This window comes from Candidatus Cloacimonadota bacterium (genome assembly GCA_028706475.1).
In the GTDB taxonomy this organism is placed as follows: domain Bacteria; phylum Cloacimonadota; class Cloacimonadia; order Cloacimonadales; family Cloacimonadaceae; genus UBA5456.
On the sequence record JAQWBI010000035.1, the window covers coordinates 1 to 19,811 of the forward strand.

At 47.3% G+C, this 19,811-nt stretch carries 18 protein-coding genes and 4 tRNA genes; 21 read left to right on the top strand and 1 reads right to left on the bottom strand.

The features are described from left to right. Nucleotides 1–167: 167 nt before the first annotated feature. On the bottom strand, nucleotides 168–401 hold the full coding sequence (locus tag PHF32_06815) for a hypothetical protein (GenBank protein MDD4560430.1): 234 nt from the start codon (nucleotides 399–401) through the stop codon (nucleotides 168–170). Nucleotides 402–761: 360 nt separating this feature from the next. Between PHF32_06815 and PHF32_06820 the strand changes: the two genes are divergently transcribed. The 21 genes from PHF32_06820 to PHF32_06920 all read left to right on the top strand — a co-directional run bounded on the left by PHF32_06820 (nucleotide 762) and on the right by PHF32_06920 (nucleotide 19,605). After that, entirely contained in the window at nucleotides 762–2,069 is a 1,308-nt protein-coding gene (locus tag PHF32_06820; GenBank protein ID MDD4560431.1) for a Y-family DNA polymerase, read from the top strand. Then, nucleotides 2,066–2,671 carry a YigZ family protein gene (locus tag PHF32_06825; protein ID MDD4560432.1) on the top strand — a complete coding sequence of 202 codons (606 nt, stop codon included), beginning with the start codon at nucleotides 2,066–2,068 and terminating at the stop codon, nucleotides 2,669–2,671. Before PHF32_06820 ends, PHF32_06825 begins: the two co-directional genes overlap by 4 nt. Then, nucleotides 2,672–2,848, top strand: coding sequence for a hypothetical protein (locus tag PHF32_06830; GenBank protein ID MDD4560433.1), 177 nt, complete (start codon nucleotides 2,672–2,674; stop codon nucleotides 2,846–2,848). It begins immediately after the preceding gene. Nucleotides 2,849–2,863: 15 nt separating this feature from the next. After that, a complete protein-coding gene (gene amrB / locus PHF32_06835; protein ID MDD4560434.1) occupies nucleotides 2,864–3,682 on the top strand; it encodes an AmmeMemoRadiSam system protein B in 819 nt (272 codons plus the stop codon). Between the two features lie 8 nt (nucleotides 3,683–3,690). After that, the gene (amrA, locus tag PHF32_06840) at nucleotides 3,691–4,236 is read left to right on the top strand and encodes an AmmeMemoRadiSam system protein A (GenBank protein ID MDD4560435.1); all 546 of its coding nucleotides are present in this window, start codon (nucleotides 3,691–3,693) and stop codon (nucleotides 4,234–4,236) included. Between the two features lie 268 nt (nucleotides 4,237–4,504). Next, nucleotides 4,505–4,579, top strand: a tRNA-Gly gene (locus tag PHF32_06845). Between the two features lie 10 nt (nucleotides 4,580–4,589). Beyond that, a tRNA-Cys gene (locus PHF32_06850) sits at nucleotides 4,590–4,663 on the top strand. A gap of 55 nt (nucleotides 4,664–4,718) precedes the next feature. Next, a tRNA-Leu gene (locus PHF32_06855) sits at nucleotides 4,719–4,805 on the top strand. Between the two features lie 8 nt (nucleotides 4,806–4,813). After that, nucleotides 4,814–4,888: transfer RNA gene (locus tag PHF32_06860), tRNA-Gly, on the top strand. Nucleotides 4,889–4,895: 7 nt separating this feature from the next. Next, nucleotides 4,896–5,567, top strand: a complete 672-nt coding sequence (locus PHF32_06865) for an HAD family phosphatase (GenBank protein ID MDD4560436.1) — start codon at nucleotides 4,896–4,898, stop codon at nucleotides 5,565–5,567. Continuing rightward, nucleotides 5,564–6,247: a hypothetical protein gene (locus tag PHF32_06870; GenBank protein ID MDD4560437.1), complete on the top strand. Its 684-nt coding sequence runs from the start codon at nucleotides 5,564–5,566 to the stop codon at nucleotides 6,245–6,247. Before PHF32_06865 ends, PHF32_06870 begins: the two co-directional genes overlap by 4 nt. Nucleotides 6,248–6,394: 147 nt before the next feature. Then, a complete protein-coding gene (locus PHF32_06875) occupies nucleotides 6,395–8,173 on the top strand; it encodes a DEAD/DEAH box helicase (GenBank protein MDD4560438.1) in 1,779 nt (592 codons plus the stop codon). A gap of 53 nt (nucleotides 8,174–8,226) precedes the next feature. After that, nucleotides 8,227–8,619: a DUF4878 domain-containing protein gene (locus tag PHF32_06880; GenBank protein ID MDD4560439.1), complete on the top strand. Its 393-nt coding sequence runs from the start codon at nucleotides 8,227–8,229 to the stop codon at nucleotides 8,617–8,619. Nucleotides 8,620–8,725: 106 nt separating this feature from the next. Continuing rightward, entirely contained in the window at nucleotides 8,726–9,226 is a 501-nt protein-coding gene (locus tag PHF32_06885) for a YiiX/YebB-like N1pC/P60 family cysteine hydrolase (protein ID MDD4560440.1), read from the top strand. Nucleotides 9,227–9,717: 491 nt separating this feature from the next. After that, the gene (locus PHF32_06890; protein MDD4560441.1) at nucleotides 9,718–10,995 is read left to right on the top strand and encodes a M18 family aminopeptidase; all 1,278 of its coding nucleotides are present in this window, start codon (nucleotides 9,718–9,720) and stop codon (nucleotides 10,993–10,995) included. A 68-nt stretch (nucleotides 10,996–11,063) separates the two neighbouring features. Continuing rightward, nucleotides 11,064–12,314 (top strand): DUF1015 family protein, encoded by a 1,251-nt coding sequence (locus PHF32_06895; protein ID MDD4560442.1) that lies wholly within the window; start codon nucleotides 11,064–11,066, stop codon nucleotides 12,312–12,314. Beyond that, entirely contained in the window at nucleotides 12,314–13,615 is a 1,302-nt protein-coding gene (locus PHF32_06900; GenBank protein MDD4560443.1) for a MiaB/RimO family radical SAM methylthiotransferase, read from the top strand. The genes PHF32_06895 and PHF32_06900 overlap by 1 nt, the downstream gene beginning before the upstream one ends. 17 nt (nucleotides 13,616–13,632) lie before the next feature. Beyond that, a complete protein-coding gene (gene trpS, locus PHF32_06905; protein ID MDD4560444.1) occupies nucleotides 13,633–14,634 on the top strand; it encodes a tryptophan--tRNA ligase in 1,002 nt (333 codons plus the stop codon). Between the two features lie 128 nt (nucleotides 14,635–14,762). Beyond that, entirely contained in the window at nucleotides 14,763–17,738 is a 2,976-nt protein-coding gene (locus tag PHF32_06910) for a PEP/pyruvate-binding domain-containing protein (GenBank protein ID MDD4560445.1), read from the top strand. A gap of 284 nt (nucleotides 17,739–18,022) precedes the next feature. Next, nucleotides 18,023–18,928, top strand: coding sequence for a T9SS type A sorting domain-containing protein (locus PHF32_06915; GenBank protein MDD4560446.1), 906 nt, complete (start codon nucleotides 18,023–18,025; stop codon nucleotides 18,926–18,928). Between the two features lie 89 nt (nucleotides 18,929–19,017). Then, nucleotides 19,018–19,605: a hypothetical protein gene (locus PHF32_06920; GenBank protein ID MDD4560447.1), complete on the top strand. Its 588-nt coding sequence runs from the start codon at nucleotides 19,018–19,020 to the stop codon at nucleotides 19,603–19,605. Nucleotides 19,606–19,811: the final 206 nt, after the last annotated feature.

The following is a 19,811-nucleotide window of genomic DNA, read 5'->3' on the forward strand; positions in this document are numbered from 1 at the left end:
ATCGAAGAGATGGATAAATCCATATCTGCTCTAAAAGGGTATCGCAAAGCTGGATAATGACATACGAACTATTTCTCGCTAGCGACACTCCATTTTCCAAGCACTTAGGTGTAGGAAAGATTAGCAGTTAATATGCGATATCGTAATTGGTTCATACATCATGTTGTTTATCTCTTGATCCTGCGCAGCACATCGCGCATGGAGTTTGAAGCTTTGAATCTCAGCGTTTTCCAACTGTCTCTGGCCAGAGCGGAGAATATCTCCGTTCTGCGGTTGTGAAATTGCAGGGAGTATGGTAGGGGCGGGATATTGATTCCCTGTTTATATGCCCAAAGGATCAGTGTCTGACCATAGCCATAGTGTTTCAGTGCAGGCAGGGTCCAATGCGCGAAATATGTCAAGCAGAATCTCTAGTTTTTTACTATCCTAGTTGTTGAAAGACATATACAATATTGCTTGTATTCGATCCAGATATGCCTTTACCCGCTCTTCATCCCCAATACATTAAGGTGAGCTGAACTGGATATAAGGCTGTTATCATGCTGTGCTCACTCGATGATCACCCGATGATATCTGCTTTATATCTGCATAATTCATAGGGGAAGCCTGGATTGAACTCATTCATACTGACGGATCTGTGAACGGAATCAGTGGATTTGAGCATAAATGAAGTTTGCATAGTGACAGTTTGTAATGAAGTTCGATACGGATAGCACTAGCAGTAATGCTGCGCCTTGACAATTGTGCGGCTGCATGCAAAGATGGCACCAGAGGAAGAAATGGATAGTACTGGATTATCAGACAAGCAAATAGTTGCTCTGGTGGATTGCAACAATTTTTACGTCTCGTGTGAGCGCGTGTTCAATCCCCGGCTGCGAAAGGTTCCGGTGGCAGTGCTATCCAACAACGACGGCTGCATAGTATCGCGTAGTAACGAGATAAAAGCGCTGAAGATACCAATGGGTGCACCGGGTTTTAAGCATGAAGCCTTCATTCGTAAACACAACGGCGTTCTGCTATCCTCGAATTACGCATTATATGGAGACATGAGCGCACGTGTGATGGATGTATTGGGCAGGTTTTCTCCCAATGTGGAGATATATTCCATCGATGAAGCCTTTTTGGATCTCACCGGCATCCGTGAAAGGGATTGGGAAGCGTGGGGCAGGAACCTCAGGCGTACCGTGTATCGCTGGACAGGTATCCCGGTTTCGGTTGGTATCGGAAGATCAAAAACCCTTGCCAAAGTAGCCAACCATCATGCCAAGAGGATCTCTGCATTTAAGGGATCTTTGTGTGTATTGGATGCCAAACGCTGCGAAGAGGCATTGCGCAGGTTGCCGGTAGGAGATATTTGGGGTATCGGCAGGCAATATGATAAGTTCCTTAGGCAGAATAAGATAGAGAATGCACTGCAACTCCGCGATGCAGAAGATAAATTCATCAATCATTATCTGACCACAGTGGGACACAAGACTGTCCTGGAATTACGTGGATATTCCTGTATAGACCTTGATGACGCGCCCGTAGCGAAGAAGAGCATCGTAAGTTCGCGTTCATTTGGCAGGCAGGTGGAGAGATTTGAGGATCTTCAGGAAGCTGTGTCCACTTATGTGACGCGCAGTGGGGAAAAGCTAAGGCGGCAACACAGTGTGGCAGGGCACATGATGGTGTTTTTATCTACAAACAGGTTTAAAGAGGGGCCACAATACAACAATTCTCTCTCCACCAGTCTCTTTCCACCTACAGCATACACTCCGGACATGATCCGAGTCGCGCTGCAACTGCTGGATGAACTGTATCTCCCCGGTTTCGAATACAAAAAAGCCGGGGTAATGCTGGCGGATATTATTCATGAAGACGATGTGCCGCTAAGTATTATGGATGTGAACTACCTGGACGATCATCGGACAAATCTGATGAAGGCTGTGGATAGACTCAATCGAATGTATGGTCGAGACACCGTGAGTTATGCCAGCAATGGAATCAAGCAAGAGTGGCAGATGAAGCGGGCACGCCTGAGTCCACGCTATACCACGTCCTGGAAGGATCTGCCCCGGGTAAAATGATGAGATATACGATCAAACGCGATGTTCAGGCGCAGATCAAGGTCTTGCGCAGCGAGTTTATCGCATTCCTCTACAGAGTGGAGGACACCGCAGAAGCGCAGGAAATCCTACGCAGACATCAGACTGAGTATCAGAATGCCACCCACAATTGTTATGCTTATGTGCTGGGATTTGAGGGCGAGAACCAATACTATTCTGATGCTGGAGAGCCGGGGGGAACAGCGGGCAAACCAATATTGAACAGCCTTTTGCGTCACGATCTTTCGGGAGTACTGGCTGTGGTGACCAGGTATTTTGGCGGCATCAAACTGGGAGTGAAGGGCTTGATCGATGCATATACTTTGGCTACCACCGAGGCTATCAAGCTTGCAGAAATGCAGGAGTATCAGAAACATATATGTTTCAATTTAACAAGCAACTACGCACACATAGAGACTATTCGTCATCACTTGGCAGTACTAGGCGCTGAGGAACAAGATGCGCAGTATGGCGAGGGAGTGCGGCTGAGCTATCAGATAGCCGAGTCAAGCTGGGGAGCCGCAAGCGAATTTTTGGATGGTTACAAAGCCTTAGGCAGATTAGATTATCAAGCGGAGGAATAATTGAAAATATTACTTCTGATAGTACTGATCTCCATTATTACAACAGTATTGGCCCAAACCCGGTTTGTCGATATTACAGATGTATCCCGGCTGGAGTATGGGGAAATGGTACCAAGAGGGGCAGAATATGAAGTAGTCTTAGATAGCCTCATATCTGCTTCTGGTGGAACCACTTGATAAGGAGGAAAACAGATGATTCGTAAAGCAATTCATGCCGGGACTTTCTATCCCCGGTTTGCCAATCAAATCCAGGATAATATCGCCCAATGGTTGAAAAACGCTGGGGCTAGTCCGGCAAATGAACGCTGTCTGGGCTTGATTTTGCCGCATGCCGGTTACATCTATTCGGGAGCGTGTGCCACCTTGGGATTGGCATCCGCTGCTGGTGAGAAATTCGATAGTATAATAGTAGTGCATCCTTCACATCAGGGCATCCATTTTGATTTCTCCGTATCCCCATTTACAGAATATGAGTGTCCTCTGGGCAATCTTACTCTGGACAACGAGTTATATAGAATCTTGAGTCCTGCGGGAGAGAAGAATCTGGATCTGGACTATCATCGCCTGGAACATTCATTGGAGATACAATTGCCCCTCATCAAGCATTTCTTTCCTGATGCAAAGATCTGCCCTGTGATGATGGGAAACCAGATACCATCTGTGGCAGAGCGCTTGGGTGCTATATTGTATGATGCTGTTTACAAATCCGCAAAACGCATCCTGGTAGTGGTTTCCAGCGATCTATCGCATTATCACAATTCTGAACTTGCTGAACAGATGGATGCTCTGGTTATTCGCCACGTAAGCCAGTTGGATCCCGTTGCGCTGTGGCACGGGAATGAACTGGGAAAACTGGAAGCCTGCGGCATCGGGGGAATAATGGCATTACTCTATATGGCAAAACTCTACAAATCCCCCCAAGTGAGGGTGATAAACTACACGCATTCGGGAAAGGTATCGGGAATGAACAGCCAGGTGGTGGGTTATCTGGCGGCGCGGATATATGAATAGGAGACATTATGTATAACGATTTGCAACGCAAGGAATTGCTGGATTATGCCGCGGCAGTTATTAAAAACCGTTTGGACCACAGTAGCTACAGAGTGCCTCAAGATCCCGCTTTCCAAGAGAAGCGCGGAATCTTTGTCAGCTTACACAAGAATGGAGATTTGCGGGGTTGCATCGGGTACATTCTGCCTTATAAGAACATCGTGGATACGGTACGAGAAACGGCCTTGGCGGCTGCGTTCAATGACCCCCGGTTTTTACCCTTATCCTTGCATGAATTACCGGCAATACAGATCGAGATATCCATCCTCAGTGAGCTTCAGCTCTTAAGTAGCATTGATAACATCGTAATCGGCAGGGATGGATTATATCTTCAGCATCCGGATGGTAGCGGCTTGCTGCTGCCACAGGTAGCAGTGGAATGGAAATGGGATGTAGCCACTTTTCTGAAGCATTTGTGCAGGAAAGCCGGATTGCCGGACAGGGCATATCTGGATGCGGAGGCTCGACTGTACCGGTTTGAAGCAGAGATATTTGCGAATAAAAGGGCAGAATGAGGGAATGCTGGTTCCTTCGCTATTGTCATTAATGGTATGGAGTTAGAAGATGAAGGTAGCCTTTAGGAATGGGATAGCAATAAGTTCATCATCTTCGGTATCAGGTTCCAGAGGCCTCATACCGCCGAGATCCCAACTTACATGGCTCCCCTTGAAACGGATCCCGAATAGTACTCCGCTGTTTTTTGCTATTATCATGCAAGGGGCGATGCATTTTTTCTGTTGACAAAATTCCAGACTTTTGGCTAATGGTTTTTCACGTTGATGAGCGGGAATAGCTCAGTGGTAGAGCGCTACCTTGCCAAGGTAGATGTCGCGGGTTCGACCCCCGTTTCCCGCTCCAGTGTTTTTCAGGCGACATAGCCAAGTGGTAAGGCAGAGGTCTGCAAAATCTCCATCCCCGGTTCAAATCCGGGTGTCGCCTCCATAATCTTCAACCTTTGGAAGTATATAATTTGGTACCAAAAGGTACTACAGCTAGTGCCGGAGTGGTGGAACAGGTAGACACAAGGGACTTAAAATCCCTCGGGTGCAAGCCCGTGCCGGTTCAAGTCCGGCCTCTGGTACCATCTTTTCAGCGGGAATAGCTCAGTGGTAGAGCGCTACCTTGCCAAGGTAGATGTCGCGGGTTCGACCCCCGTTTCCCGCTCCATTATTTTATGACGATAAAAGCGATAATATTTGATCTCGATGGCACCCTGATAGATTCGATGGGTTTGTGGCGCATGGTGGATGAAGAGTTCCTCAGCTCACGCGGAATTGCTGTGCCCGAAGACCTCTTTGACCATCTGCCTCAGGGGAATAGCTTTATCCAGACTGCGCAGTATTTCAAGGATCGTTTTGCTTTGCCGGAATCCCCTGAAGCGATCATGCAGATCTGGACAGAAGTGGTGCAAGAGCATTATGCTGGTTCCGTGGCTCTGAAAAGTGGGGTAGACCATCTACTGGAACGCTTGAAGGAGTGGGGTATAAAAATAGGTCTGGCCACCAGCAATTCCTACGAATTGGCACATAAATCCCTTACTTACAATCGAGTGTGGCATTACTTCGATTTCGTCTCCACCGGGGATATTGAACTGAGAGGCAAGCCATATCCGGACATATACTTGAATTGTGCCAGGGGTTTGGATTTAGATCCCGTGCAATGCATTGCCATAGAAGATACCCTGAGTGGAGTGCAAGCGGCTAAAGCTGCTGGAATGATCACTCTGGCGATTCACTATGCGGATAGTATCCGCGATCACGATTGCATCCGTGAGACCGCTGATGCCTTTTGTGAAGACTATTCACAAATTCAGAACGAGATAAGGAAACACAGAATAGATATATGAAGCTATACATTATAATAGGTGCTTATGGAAGCGGTAAAAGTGAATACAGCATTCATCTGGCGCGTAGTTTGAAAGCAAAAGGGGAAAAGGTCTCTCTTGCCGATATGGACGTAGTAAATCCATACTTCCGCACTCGGGATGTGCGGGATGAATTTGCTGCGGAGGGCATAGAAGTGATCGCTCCCGACGGTGAATTTAGCCATGCCGATCTGCCGATGATCTCACCCCGCATCAAAGGTGCCATCGAAGACTATGAGCGAACCGTGATATTGGATGTGGGGGGCGATCCCGCAGGATGCCGTACCTTGGGCCGGTTTGTGGATCCGATTGCAAAGCGCGGATACAATATGCAGCTTGTAGTGAATACTTCACGTCCTTTCACCAGCACTCCGAACGAGATTAGTGCCATGATCAATATGCTGGAAGCTGCATCCAAGCTGAAAGTGCAAGAACTAGTTTGTAATACCAATCTGATGGAATATACCGATCAAGAACTGGTGGAAAAGGGACTGGGCATGGTGGAGGAAGCCGCAGATATGCATCAACTGAAGCTCAATACATATCTTGTATTGGATGCCTATGCGGATAAAGTGCCGGACAAGCTGAGAGGCAAAAAACGTCTAGTGATGTCCTACACCTTGCGGAAACCCTGGGAAAAGCTTGTCATGAAGGGCATCTGAGTACTTTTTAGTAAAGCATGTTGTACCGGGTACATGATGTGTCCGGTTTTTCATTGGAAGGTTCGGAGCACGTTCTAAACTAATCCTTTACAAATATGGGGCTTTGGAAATGATGACTAAATATAACGAAAAAAGGATCCCTCAAACTTGACTAAATTCTCTGATATCACCCTCCCGGAACCCATAATAAGGGCTGCAACACATCTTGGTTATGAAACCTTAACTCCCATACAAGACCTTGTAATCCCATGGCTGCTGGAAAACAGCCGGGATTTAGTAGCTTTAGCACAGACAGGCACTGGTAAAACTGCTGCCTTCGGCTTTCCCATCCTTAGCGAAACTGACATCGAAAACAGCGAAGTACAGACTATCATTCTGTGCCCAACGCGTGAATTGTGTCTGCAGATTACTCACGATCTTGAATCCTATGCCAAATACCTGACTCGCATCCGCATCGCAGCGATCTATGGTGGCGCTTCCATTCAACACCAAAAGGAGAGCCTTAGAAGCGGCATCCACATCGTGGTTGGTACTCCCGGACGTGTGAACGACATGATCCGTCAGGGAGCGCTCAAATTGGGGCATGTATCCAGATTGGTGCTGGATGAAGCAGATGAAATGCTGAATATGGGTTTTAAAGAAGAACTGTTTGAGATCATGAAGCATATCCCTGCTGAACGGCAAACGATGCTCTTTTCTGCCACAATGCCCAAAGATGTGGAGCACTTGGCATCCCAGTTTATGAAAGAACCGGAACGCTTCAGCGTTGGCAATGAGAACAAGGGTGCTGAGAACATTCAGCATTACTACTACAAAGTGCAAGCCAAAGACAAGTATATGGCACTAAAGCGGATAGCCGATATGAGTCCCAAGATATACGGCATAGTGTTTTGTAAAACTCGCCGGGAAACGCAGGAGATAGCCGATAAACTGCAGCAGGACGGTTATAACGCTGATGCCTTGCATGGGGATCTCTCTCAAGGGCAACGTGAATTGGTGATGAGTCGCTTCCGCAGTCGATTTGTACCACTTTTGATAGCTACTGATGTCGCGGCAAGAGGCCTGGATGTGGACGACCTCACTCATATCATCAATTTCCATGTTCCTCAGGATCCAGATGTCTATATTCATCGTTCTGGAAGAACTGGGCGTGCGGGCAAGAGTGGAATCTCCATCAGCATCATTCACAGCAAGGAGATTAGCGCCTTACGCGCTGCGGAGAAACGCTTGGGCTTCCCTATTGTTTGGCAAAAAGTTCCTGGCGGACGCGAGATATGCGAGAAGCAGCTTTACCACTTCATAGACACGGTGGAGCGGGTGGAGGTAAACGAAGAAGAGATGCAAAGCTTCATGGCCAATGTGTTCAAAAAGCTCAATTGGATGACTCGCGAAGACCTGATTAAGCGCTTTGTGGCAGTTGAATTCAATCGATTCCTGAATTATTATAAAGACATTCCTGATCTGGATAATCTCCAACAGATCGAAGCCAAAAAAGAGAAAAAGGACAAGAGCGGATATGTGTTCTCGACTTTCCGTCTCAACATTGGCTATGATACTGGGCTCACCAAGCGTGATTTAATGAAGTATATCAACAGTTTGCGCGTTGGCAGAGGTATCGAGATTGGCAGGATCGACATTTATGGAGATTACTGTCTGGTGGATTTGGATGAGCGCTACGAGCATGAGATGCTAAAGGCCATCGCGAATGTGCCTTATAAAGACCGTGCTGTTCAAGCAAAAGTATCACCACAAAAGGGCAAAAGCCGATTTGAGGAGAATACCGCTAAAGTAAAATCCTACAAGAGCTCAAAGTCCTATGGAGGGAAGCGGGAAGAGTCCTATCGTTCACCCCGTTCGCATAAAGATAGTGGATATAGTTCCACAAAAGAGTCTCCACGTGCTTCCAAGAAGAGAGAAAAGGATTGACACTAATTAGTTTTATCACGATTGTGTCTATCATATTAAATTAAGGAGACATTATGAAAAAGATCAGCATCCTGTTGCTTGTTATAGTAGCATTACTAGGTCTTGCTGCTTGCGGAAACAAAGCTGAAAGTACAGCAAAATCATTCTTTAATGCCCTGGAGAATCAAGATTTTGATGCCGCCAAGAAGCTCACTACAGAAGAAGGCCAGCAGTTGCTTACCTTAGTTGAAGGCTTTGCTCAGAGTGCCGGTGAAGAACAAATTGCAGACATGAAAAAGAACAAATACGAAGTAGTGGAAACAGTCATTGACGGAGACAGCGCCGTCGTCAAATACCGTCAATGGAATACCGATAAACCCGACGAAAAGGAAGATCATGATCTTCAGATGAAGAAAGTTGACGGAGCCTGGAAGGTTCACTTTGTGAAGGATGACGTTCAAAAGTAAGATATTAGGCGCCTTTTGTGGCTTGATCATATCTTTGATAATTGTGAGCTCTTCCCTTATGGGGGGAGCTCCTTCGCGTAATGATCCCTTTTCGGGAGTTTGCCCGGTGGACAGCCTTCTCTTTGAAGAGGGGGATATCCTCCTCAGACGTGGGAATTCCTTTATTTCCTCCATGATAGTTCAGGCCTTCCCGAAGGGTGGCGGAATGTCTCATTGCGGTATCCTGTTGAATGTGGATGGCAAGTGGCAGGTTTTACACAGCATTTCGGGACAGATTTCGGATGAAGAAGGCATTCGGATGGAACCGCTCATGAGCTTCATAGATCACGCCAAAGACCACGATGTAAGGCACATCAAGCCCCTGTTTAAAGTCAATCGGGACATGATGAGGCAACAGAGCCTGACCTTACTGGCAAAAAAGATCGGTTTTGATCATGAATTCAACCTCAATGACACAGACAAGATGTATTGCTCCGAACTGGTCCGAGCTGTATACTTGGCGGCGGCAGAGTCGGATCCCTTTATCTACAAAGAGATCGGCGGTAAGGCCCTTATCGACCTGGCGTCCTTCTTTTGGCCTCAGATGTGGCATTGTATGAACATGTGAGGTAACACATAGAAATCCATAGCTTTAACCAACGTCATTCCATTTGTACCCACTTAAGAAATACCTCCTTTAATAGAGCCGGTTACAGGGCACTACAGCGCAATAGTATGACAGTGTATGATGTCCTATTATCCATCTTGATAGTGTTATGCCAAGCTTGGTGTGGCAATCTACGACTTGCCACAACGACCGAAGGGAGCTTTAGAATCATGCTCCTCATTCCCTTTGTTCGATCCAGTGTTGAAGCTGATATCAAGGTGTTATCATCCTGTGCTCACCCGATGATAACCCGATGATATCAGGTTCAAGTATCGATAACCCAAGGAGGAATGAAGCTTCTGAATCATCGGCAGAAGCATCAGGGAGATTGGAGTTTGGCAGCGCAATATCAAAAAACGACATTCATGCCTTGACGAGTCACTAGTTATCCTTCTTGACATTATTCTAGTGTATAAAAATCATGTGCAAATAGCTATATTCTGGAGTATGTGATGCATAAAAACATCAAAGACTTACTTGATTTCCTGACCAAAGGAAATTCCCGTTATCCTGCCAGCAGAGAGATATCCAAGCGCTTGGATGCGGCTGGTTTTATAGAACTAAACGAAGCGCATGGCTTCACGCTGAAGAAAGGTGAAAAGTACTATATTCGCCGCATGGACACAGCGATTATTGCCTTTGTGATGGGTTCAAAGAAGCTTGCGGACAGCGGTTTTTACATGGCATCCAGTCACATTGACAGCCCTGCTTTGAAGCTAAAACCAGAGAGCCTGAAGACCGATAATGATGTATGTCGAATAGGCGTGGAAGTGTATGGCGGGCCGATAGTTCACACCTGGCTAGACAGAGAGCTTGGCATCAGCGGGCGCGTAATTGTAAAGAATAAAAAGGCTTATGAAAGCCACACTATAGATCTGAAGCAGCCCCTGGCGATCATTCCCAATGCGGCTATCCACATAAACCGTGAGATCAATAAAGGCTTTGAATACAACAAACAAACTCATCTACAGGCAGTTCTCAGCGTGAATCCACATGAGAATAATCCTTTGAAGGCATTGATGGCGAAACACCTGAAGGTAAAAGAAGCCGATGTACTGGAGATGGATCTCTATCTCTATGACTACCAGGCTCCTTGCCTGATCGGCTTGGATGAAGAGATGATCGCAAGCGGCAGACTGGACAATCTGGCCATGACTCATGCGATTCTGACAGGCTTAATCGACTCTAGCAAACCTGCTCATACATCGGTGGGAGTGTTCTTTGATCATGAAGAGATCGGCAGCCAAAGTCCCCAAGGCGCTTTCTCATCCCTGCTTAGTGAGGTGTTGGAGCGGATCGCACTTAGCCAAAGCAATTCCCGGGAAGATTATTACCGCGCATTGCGCAATTCCTTCATGATCTCAGCGGATATGGCTCATGCTTACCACCCATCATACTCTGAAAAGTATGATGAGGATTACAGTCCGAAGATGAATCGGGGTCCGGTAATCAAGCGCAATGTCAATCTGCGTTATGCTTCCACTGCAGATAGCAGCCTGCGTTTCATGGACTTGTGTGCCAAGGCGAAAGTGCAGCATCAGGAGTTTCTGGTGCGTAGCGATATGCCTTGTGGCAGCACGGTCGGCCCGGTGGTCGCCGCCAATCTGGGAATATCCATTGTGGATATTGGCAATCCCATGTGGGCTATGCATTCCGTTCGCGAGACTGCTGGCGTGAAGGATCACATGGATCTCATCGCGGTTCTAAAGACATATTTTTCAGGGAACTAGGGCTTCATTATGAAATGCCCGTAACTCAGAGTAGATTAACACTAAAACATATAAATGAGGTAAAAAACATGGCAACCTTCAAACCCTTCAAAGCTGTGCGTCCGGTTCCGGAAAAAGCACAGGCAATAGCCTCTCTTCCTTACGATGTAATGGATTCCGACGAAGCGCGCGCGGAAGTGAAGAGACACCCGCTCAGTTTCATTCATGTGGAGAAACCGGAAGTGGATCTTCCCGAAGGCACCGACCTATATGATCCCAAAGTATATGCGAAAGCAAGAGAAAACCTGTATAAATACATCAGCGACGGGCATATGATTCAAGACAAAAAGCCGATGTTTTACATCTACCGTCAGACCATGGATGGCCGCTCCCAATACGGCTTGGTGGGTCTTAGTGCGGTGGACGAATATATGGATGGCACCATCAAGAAGCATGAACTCACCCGCGCCGAGAAAGAAGCGGATCGCATCAAACACGTAGATATCTGCGATGCGCATCCCTCCCCAGTGTTTTTTACTTATCCCCATCAGGACGATATCGACAGCGTGGTCACCAAAGTGAGCAGCAGCAAAAAGCCGGAATACGACTTTGTTTCAGATGACGGCATCGGTCACACCTTGTGGCTGATGGATGCTGATGATGATATCAAAGCCATCGAAAGCGCATTTTCCCGCTTGCCATATCTGTATGTGGCAGATGGTCATCACCGCACTGCCAGCGCTGCCAAGGTGGGCCTGCTGCGTCGTGAACAGAATCCGAACTATAACGGAGATGAGGAATTCAACTTTTTCATGACCGTGATCTTCCCGGATAATCACCTGAAGATCTTCGATTACAACCGTGTAGTGAAGGACCTCAATGGCAATAGCAGTGCGGAATTCTTTGGCAAAGTGAAAGAACTGTGGAATGTGGCAGAAGTACCTGCGGGCACAAATTTCCAGCCCAATCATCTGCATCAGGTTAGCATGTATATCGATGGCAAATGGTACTTTATCTCCCCCAAAGCCGGAACTTGGAACGAGCAGGATGTGGTGGAAAACCTGGATGTCTCCATTTTGCAAAAAAACCTCCTGCATCCCATTCTGGGCATCAATGATCCCCGCACCGACAAACGCATCGATTTCGTGGGCGGTATCCGCGGTTTGGGCGAACTGGTGAAGCGTGTGGACAGCGGCAGGGAGAAAGTGGCTTTTGCCATGTATCCTACCTCAATGAGCGAACTGATCGGGATAGCGGATGCCGGGCAGATTATGCCCCCCAAATCCACTTGGTTCGAGCCCAAATTGCGTAGCGGACTTTTTATCCATCTCCTGAAATAATGAAGTACTATATCGAAAGCCTTGGTTGTGCAAAGAATCTGGTGGATAGCGAACGTTTTGCCGCCATCATGAAGGCGTACGGCTTTCGCGAAGTGGCTTATGTGGAAGACGCAGATCTGATCCTGGTGAATAGCTGCGCCTTCCTCATGGCTTCGTATGGCGAGCTGGACGAGGTGCTAAGCCAGATTGATGAGATCAGGAACCACAAGAAAAGTAAGCTGGTGGTTAGCGGATGCGTGATGAACCGGGGTCTGAAGGAGTTTCAAGAGTTGTTTCCAGAAGTGAATAAATGGATTCCCCTAAAGGACTATGCCGCTTTTGAAAGATATCTTCTACGCTATGTATTACCCAAGAATATGCCAGCTAAAAAGCTTGATTTTAGCACTCGACAATCTCTGCAGGGAGGTCAGCACGTTTATCTGCGTATCGCTGATGGTTGCGAGAATTTTTGCTCCTATTGCATGATCCCTCACATCCGTGGCAAGCTGGTATCGGAACCCATTGAGGCCCTGGTGAAAGAAGCCAAAGCCCAAAGCTCCAGAGGCAGGGAATTGGTGTTGATCGCGCAGGACAGCTGTATGTATGGAACGGATATCTATGGCGAGAAAGCACTGCCCAAATTGATCGAGGCTTTACACGATATCCCCGGTTATGACTGGATTCGGATCATGTATATGCACCCCGATCACTTTGATCCGGAATGGACCGAACTGTGGAAGAAGTATCCCAAGCTCTTGCCCTATTTTGAAATTCCTATCCAACACAGTTGCGATCGCATCATCAAGCTGATGAATCGCCAAAAGGGTTATCAAGAATTGAAAGAAGTCTTTGGCCACATCAAGCAAAAACTGCCGGAGGCGGTTTTCAGAACCACTATCATGGTAAATTATCCTTCTGAAACCAAGCAGGAACGCTCTCTTATCGACAAATTTTTGCAGGAGGTGGACATTCTGCATGCGGGAGTCTTTGCATATTCTCCGGAAGTATTTGATAAACCTTATGAGGCTCCGGAAGGCTTTGACTGGGCAAGGAATCAAGAACTGGAAACAGAGTATGCCATCAAGCTGTCCAAAGCTAAAGAAGAAAAGATGCAAAGCTTTGTAGGCACGCGTCAGCAGATGCTGGTGGAAGGTTTTGACGAAGAACTAATGGTTTGGTATGGCAGATTGTGGTTCCAAGCTCCGGAAATCGACGGCATAGCCTATGTAGAAGGGCTTCCAGAAGATAGCCCGCTACTGGTGGAAGTGGAAGTAGTAGATGCCCTTACCGACGCATTGTGGTGTACTGCCACCAAAGATTGAGACAAGGATAACATAGAATGACAAAGATAGCTCTAACCGGGATCAAACCGACCGGAATACCCCATATCGGCAACTATTTAGGCGCCATCAGACCCGCAATCGAGCTTAGCAAGACCTGCGAAGCCCGGTATTTCATTGCAGATTATCATGCTTTGAACAGCACCAAAGACCCCAAAGCAATCCACGACATGACTGTGGAAATAGCCGCGGCATGGCTTGCGTGCGGATTGGATCCCGATAAAGCACTGTTCTATCGCCAGAGCGCCATCCCAGAGACCTTTGAACTATTAACCATCCTGTTGGCTTTTACTCCCAAAGGATTGATGAACCGTGCACATGCTTACAAAGCCATGGTTCAGGCTAACAACGAAGCGGGCAAGGATCCAGATGACGGGGTGAATATGGGGTTGTTTACCTATCCCGTTCTGATGGCAGCGGATATCCTGCTTTTTGATGCAGACTACGTGCCTGTGGGCAACGATCAGTTTCAACATGTGGAGATGGCGGTGGACATCGCTCAGAGCTTCAATTTCAACTATTCTACTGATGCCATCAAACTGCCCCAGGCTTTGGCTCATGAAGGTGCAAAGACCGTAGTAGGACTGGACGGACGTAAGATGAGCAAAAGCTATGGCAACATCATCCCCCTCTTTGCTTCGGAGAAACAACTGCGTAAACTGATCATGAAGATCGTAACCAATTCTCAAAGCGTGGAAGAGCCCAAAGATCCAGATAGCTGCAGCGTTTTTGCCCTCTATAAATGCGTTGCGGACGAGGCTCAGATTGAGGCCCTGAGACAGCGCTATCTGGCAGGAGGCATGGGGTGGGGACATGCCAAACAGGAGCTATTTGATCGTATGAATGAAGCCTTGAGCCCTTGCAGAAAGCGTTATGAAGAGCTGATGGCAAACCAGGACTACATCCATCAAGTGCTCAAAGAAGGCAGTGAAAAGGCTCGCCCTCTGGCAGCCGCCAAGATACGGCAATTGCGAAAGATCATAGGATTGGACTGCATCTAAGGGCATCGCCCCTTTTTTATCTCTGGGTTTGTCCATATCAACTGCTTGAGGATTTATATTGACAGCATCGGCTGGCTGCTGAAGATTTTACACAAAGAAAGAATTGCTCTCAAAATGAGGTATGGCTCATGAAAATGGAAGAATTGAACTACTATTACAACAAGTTTAAATTTGGCGAAGACATCTTCCATCAGTTGATGCAGAAACGAGTGCGGGAGATACTGCTGGTCTCCACCTTCTACGATGCTTTCATCTTTGAGCAGGATGGCAGGCTTTCGGAACAAATCTTTGGCGAATACAGAGAATTGAACCTCTCCACTGCCCCGCGCGTAACCTCGGTACCAACAGGTGAGGAAGCCCTTCAGAAGCTGAAGACACACTCCTACGACTTAGTTATCACCATGATGCGCATCGGCGAGATCGGACCCTTCGAGCTGGCTAGGCAGATCAAGGAACAGAAACCCGATCTGATGGTGCTGCTGCTTTTGAATGTGGCATCGGATTTTGTGATATGGGAAAATCATGTGGAAGAGCGCCGCTACATCGATGATGTGTTTCTCTGGAATGGCGATACCAAGCTGTTTCTGGCCATGATCAAGAGTGTGGAAGACAGCTTGAATGTAGAGTACGACACTGCTCACGGTTTGGTCCGCGTGATCCTTTTGGTGGAGGATGCGGTGCACTATTACTCGATGTTTTTGCCCTCGTTGTATTCAGTGATCATGAAACAGACCCAAAAATTGATTGAGGAAGAGGTGAGCGACATCAACAAGCATTTCCGCATGCGAGTTCGCCCCAAAGTACTTATCGCGCACAATTTTGAGGATGCATCGCGGCTTTATGAGAAGTATCAGGACTACATGCTCTGCGTGATATCGGATGTGCGCTACAAGGTTCAAGGTGAGGTGGATGCGCACGCGGGGTTCAAATTGATCCGGCAGATATTGGGGATAAACCGCGATCTGCCGATGATATTGCAATCTTCCGAGACAGAGAACCGCTCCTTGGCGCACGAGCTGGGAGTACACTACCTGAATAAAAACTCCAAGCATCTCTTCAAAGACTTGCGTGAGTACATGGTATATAATCTTGGTTTTGGCAATTTTATCTTTCGCAACCCTCAAGGCGAGATCCTCGATGAAGCGGCAAATATAGCAGAATTTGAGGACAAAATACTCAGAATACCGGTGGAATCCCTGGAGTTTCACAGTCGTTTCAATCATTTTTCAAACTGGCTGATTGCCCACGGCGAGATTCAGATCGCCAAAAAGATCCGTCCCATCAAAATAGAAGATTTCTCCTCGCGAGCCGAGCTGAGACAATTTATCTATCAGGTCTTCCGTAGCGTTCGAGTAGAGAAAAACCGTGGTAAGATTATAAATTTCGATGCGGTATCTCTCTCGGAGATGAACCAGATTATCCGGCTCACCGGAGGTTCGCTGGGTGGTAAGGGACGCGGCTTGGCATTTTTGAACGCGCTTCTGTGTACCATGGACTATGAAAACAAGTTTGATAACATTGCCATTTCGTTGCCTTCAACGGCGATTATCGGCACCAATGAGTTCGATCTCTTTGTGGAGAACAACAAGATCATGGAGCAGATCCATGCAAAAAGCGATGCCGAGATTGACGCTGTATTCATGAAGGGCGAGCTCTCCGATATCTTGGTGCAACGCTTGCAGATCTATTTGGAACACATTGATTACCCCATCGCGGTGCGTTCTTCCAGCTTGTTGGAGGATTCTCAAGCTCAGCCCTTGGCAGGAGTTTACCGTACCTTTATGCTACCAAACAATCATCCGGAGATCAGCCATCGTCTGCGGCAATTGACAGACGCCATCAAGCTGGTCTTTGCCTCGGTATTCCTCTGCGATGCACGAAACTTTTTGGACGCCATGAACTACAATGCGGAAGAGGAGAAGATGGCCGTGATCATCCAAGAAACCGTGGGCTGCTCGCAGGGAGAAAGCTATTACTATCCCCACATCTCCGGAGTGGCGCTATCCTACAACTTTTATCCCACTTCCCACATGCAACATGCGGATGGCATGGCAAGTATCGCCTTGGGATTGGGTAAGGCCGTGGTGGAGGACAAACAGAACTATCAGAACTATCGCTTTTGCCCAAAGTATCCAAAGCTGGACATCCTGCCCCCAGAAGAGATGATGCGCAATTCGCAGAAGGAGTTTTATGCGCTAGACCTCTCCAAAGTCGACTTTGACCTCACCCAGGGTGATGAGATTACTCTGGCCCATATGAAACTGAAAGAGGCGGAAAAGCATGGTTCTCTGCGCTATCTGGCCTCGGTTTGGGATTATGAAAACTACCGGCTGTCAGACAATATGTACGACAAGGGCTTGACAGTGCTTAGCTTTGCCGGTATCTTGAAATACGATTATATCCCTCTGGCAAAGATCGTGGAAGAGCTTTTGGAGATCGGAGAAATAGCCTTGGGTATTCCCGTGGAGATTGAATTTGCTGTAAATCTGGATTCTGCCAAGAGCAACGCAGACAAACCCACCTTTTACATCTTGCAGATCAGACCGCTGTCCGTAAGCGCAGAAGCTTACCATGTCGACGCCGTGAAGCTGGATAAAAGCAAACTGCTGATGTACACCGAAAACGGCATGGGCAATGGCGTAATTCAGGACTTGCGCGATGTACTATATCTGGATCCCCAGCGCTTTGACAAAACCCGCACTTTGCAGATGCAAACCGAAATTGAGTACTTCAACAACACGATGGCCCAGCAAGGCAAACACTATATCCTCATTGGTCCCGGCAGATGGGGCTCGCGGGATAGATTCCTGGGAATTCCGGTGCGCTGGCCGCAAATCAACCGGGCAAAAGTAATCTTGGAAACCGGTATGAAAGGCTTCATGGTAGAAGCCAGTCAGGGAACCCATTTCTTTCACAATTTGGTGGCTATGAATGTTGGCTATTTCAATATCCCGTTTCTTTCCCCCACAGATTTTGTGGACATGGATTGGCTGAAAGCACAAGAGGCTAAAGAGCGTGGGGAATTCTTTGTGCATGTGGAATTTGAGCATCCCCTAAAGGTTAAAATGGATGGCAAGACTGGGCTGGCAATAATTGAGAAATGATTGGCCTGCATGGCAGTTCCCGGCATGAGAAGTATGCCACATGATTGTTCATCCGGTTTGCGCTAAAACATTGCGAAAATTCGACGTTGATCCTATTTGTTCTGGGAAGAGGAACAAATATTGCTAGCTACTATGCTGGATAACCAAAAGATGTATCATAGGAGGTAATGGTGACCAGGTATCTTTTAATTGTCATTTTTATGATTGCGACAGCCCTCGTTGCGAATCCGCTTCCATCAATATTGGTTCAGCAGATTTACTTCGATGCCAATGAGGATTTGATCATGCAACTGGGTTATCTTTGTGCCAGTTTTGCCGGCGGAACCCTTACTGTAAGCGATGGTACCAATACCGCCTCCTACACGATATTGGAAGATGACTTTCAGAATTATCCCGTGGATGTAAACCTCAGCACACTGATGCCCGATTTGAATGTATGCTGTGAATCCGGATACCTTTCATTCGATAACATGAACCCTTATGACCTTGAGGAAGTGCGATGGGGATACAATGATGATTGCGATGTAACGCCGCTCACGGGCAGTCAATCAATCTATCAATACTATGATAGTCGTCATAACGGATGGGAATCCTACACGGTGAAAACATGGGCCAAGAGTGACAGCCCTGATAACGTCCAAGACTATTGCTGCAACACCCACGCGACGGTTCATGTTTACATCGAAAACAATCAGTCGGAGCCGGTGGAAGGTGCCAAAATCTTCTATATGGACGACTTGAATCTTTGCTGTCTCACCGATGCAGCCGGTAATGCCACTATTCAACTCGGAGCCAGGAACACTCTCTTGAGCGTAAAAGCGCCGGATGCTTCGGGGGATGCACTGTGTTGGGACAGATTCTTCCTAGAACCAAATCAAGTTCTGGAACTGAGTGCCACCATAGACTACAGTTCTGTGGACGATTCGGTGATACCGGAGGCCGGCGCTGCCTTGATGCTGAAACCATCGGTTCTGCGACCCGGAAACACAATGCTGGTGGAATACGGCAAAGCGCTCGAAAGCAAAGCAGACCTGAATCTCTATGACATCAAAGGCCGCTTTATCCGCACGGTGAACTACCGCGAAGCCCTTAGTTATGACACTCAGGGGCTTAGTTCCGGCATTTACTTCTTGCGTCTGATGCAAGGTACGCGTATATTGGCAACTAAGAAATTCATTCTGTTAAGATAGTTTACAGCCGGCTTGGATGACGGGAAATCGCTTTTATAGCCTGTTCTCAGCGAGATTCAATTGTCCGCAATAGTTGTGAAAGGATATCCGTGCGAAAACTGAGACTGATGCTGCTCATTCCCGCAATGCTATGCCTGCTTATCCAACCCATTCAGTTAAGCGGAGATACTCCTGTTGCAAGCTTTGAGACCGAGCAACTTACATTTTGCCTAAGCGATTCACTTTTGCGCTTTGACGGGTTTTTTATGTTTTCCAATCTCAGTCCGAAAGAGCTAAATCAATATATCTATTTCCCCATCATCTCAGATTCCGTGCAACTGCCATTTTCCCATGCCGACGTGGTTGATCTGGAAAGCGGGGAAAGCATCTTCGCGAATCAATACGAAGGCGGCATTGGCTTTCACCTATGGATGCCCCCACAGAGTAATCAAACCATAGGTATCCGCTATCAACAGAAACTGACTGACAAGAAGGCGAAATACATACTGCTGACCGCGAATGAGTGGAAGCGTGCACTACCTTACGCAGAGTATAAGGTTATTTTGCCCCGTGGCACTGACATCCTGCATTTTCCCTTTTCCGAACAAGAGCCGGAGCTGGTAGAAGACAAAGACCTTTATCGCTGGGAATTCTACGATTTCATCCCGCAAGAGGATTTTTACATAAGCTGGGAATAGCCCCGTTTCTCTATAGTGAATGAAGCTTCCCCAAAGGATTAAGCTATACCGTAGCAGATATCATCTCGTTATCATCGAGGCGAGACTGTTCACTTTGACCTGATCTATTTCCAAAGAGTTAGCGCATGAGTTAGGTGAAAAAGTGGGCGAAACGACTAAAATATGCTTTCGAAACCGAATTGACAAGAAGGCCAGTATGCCATCTT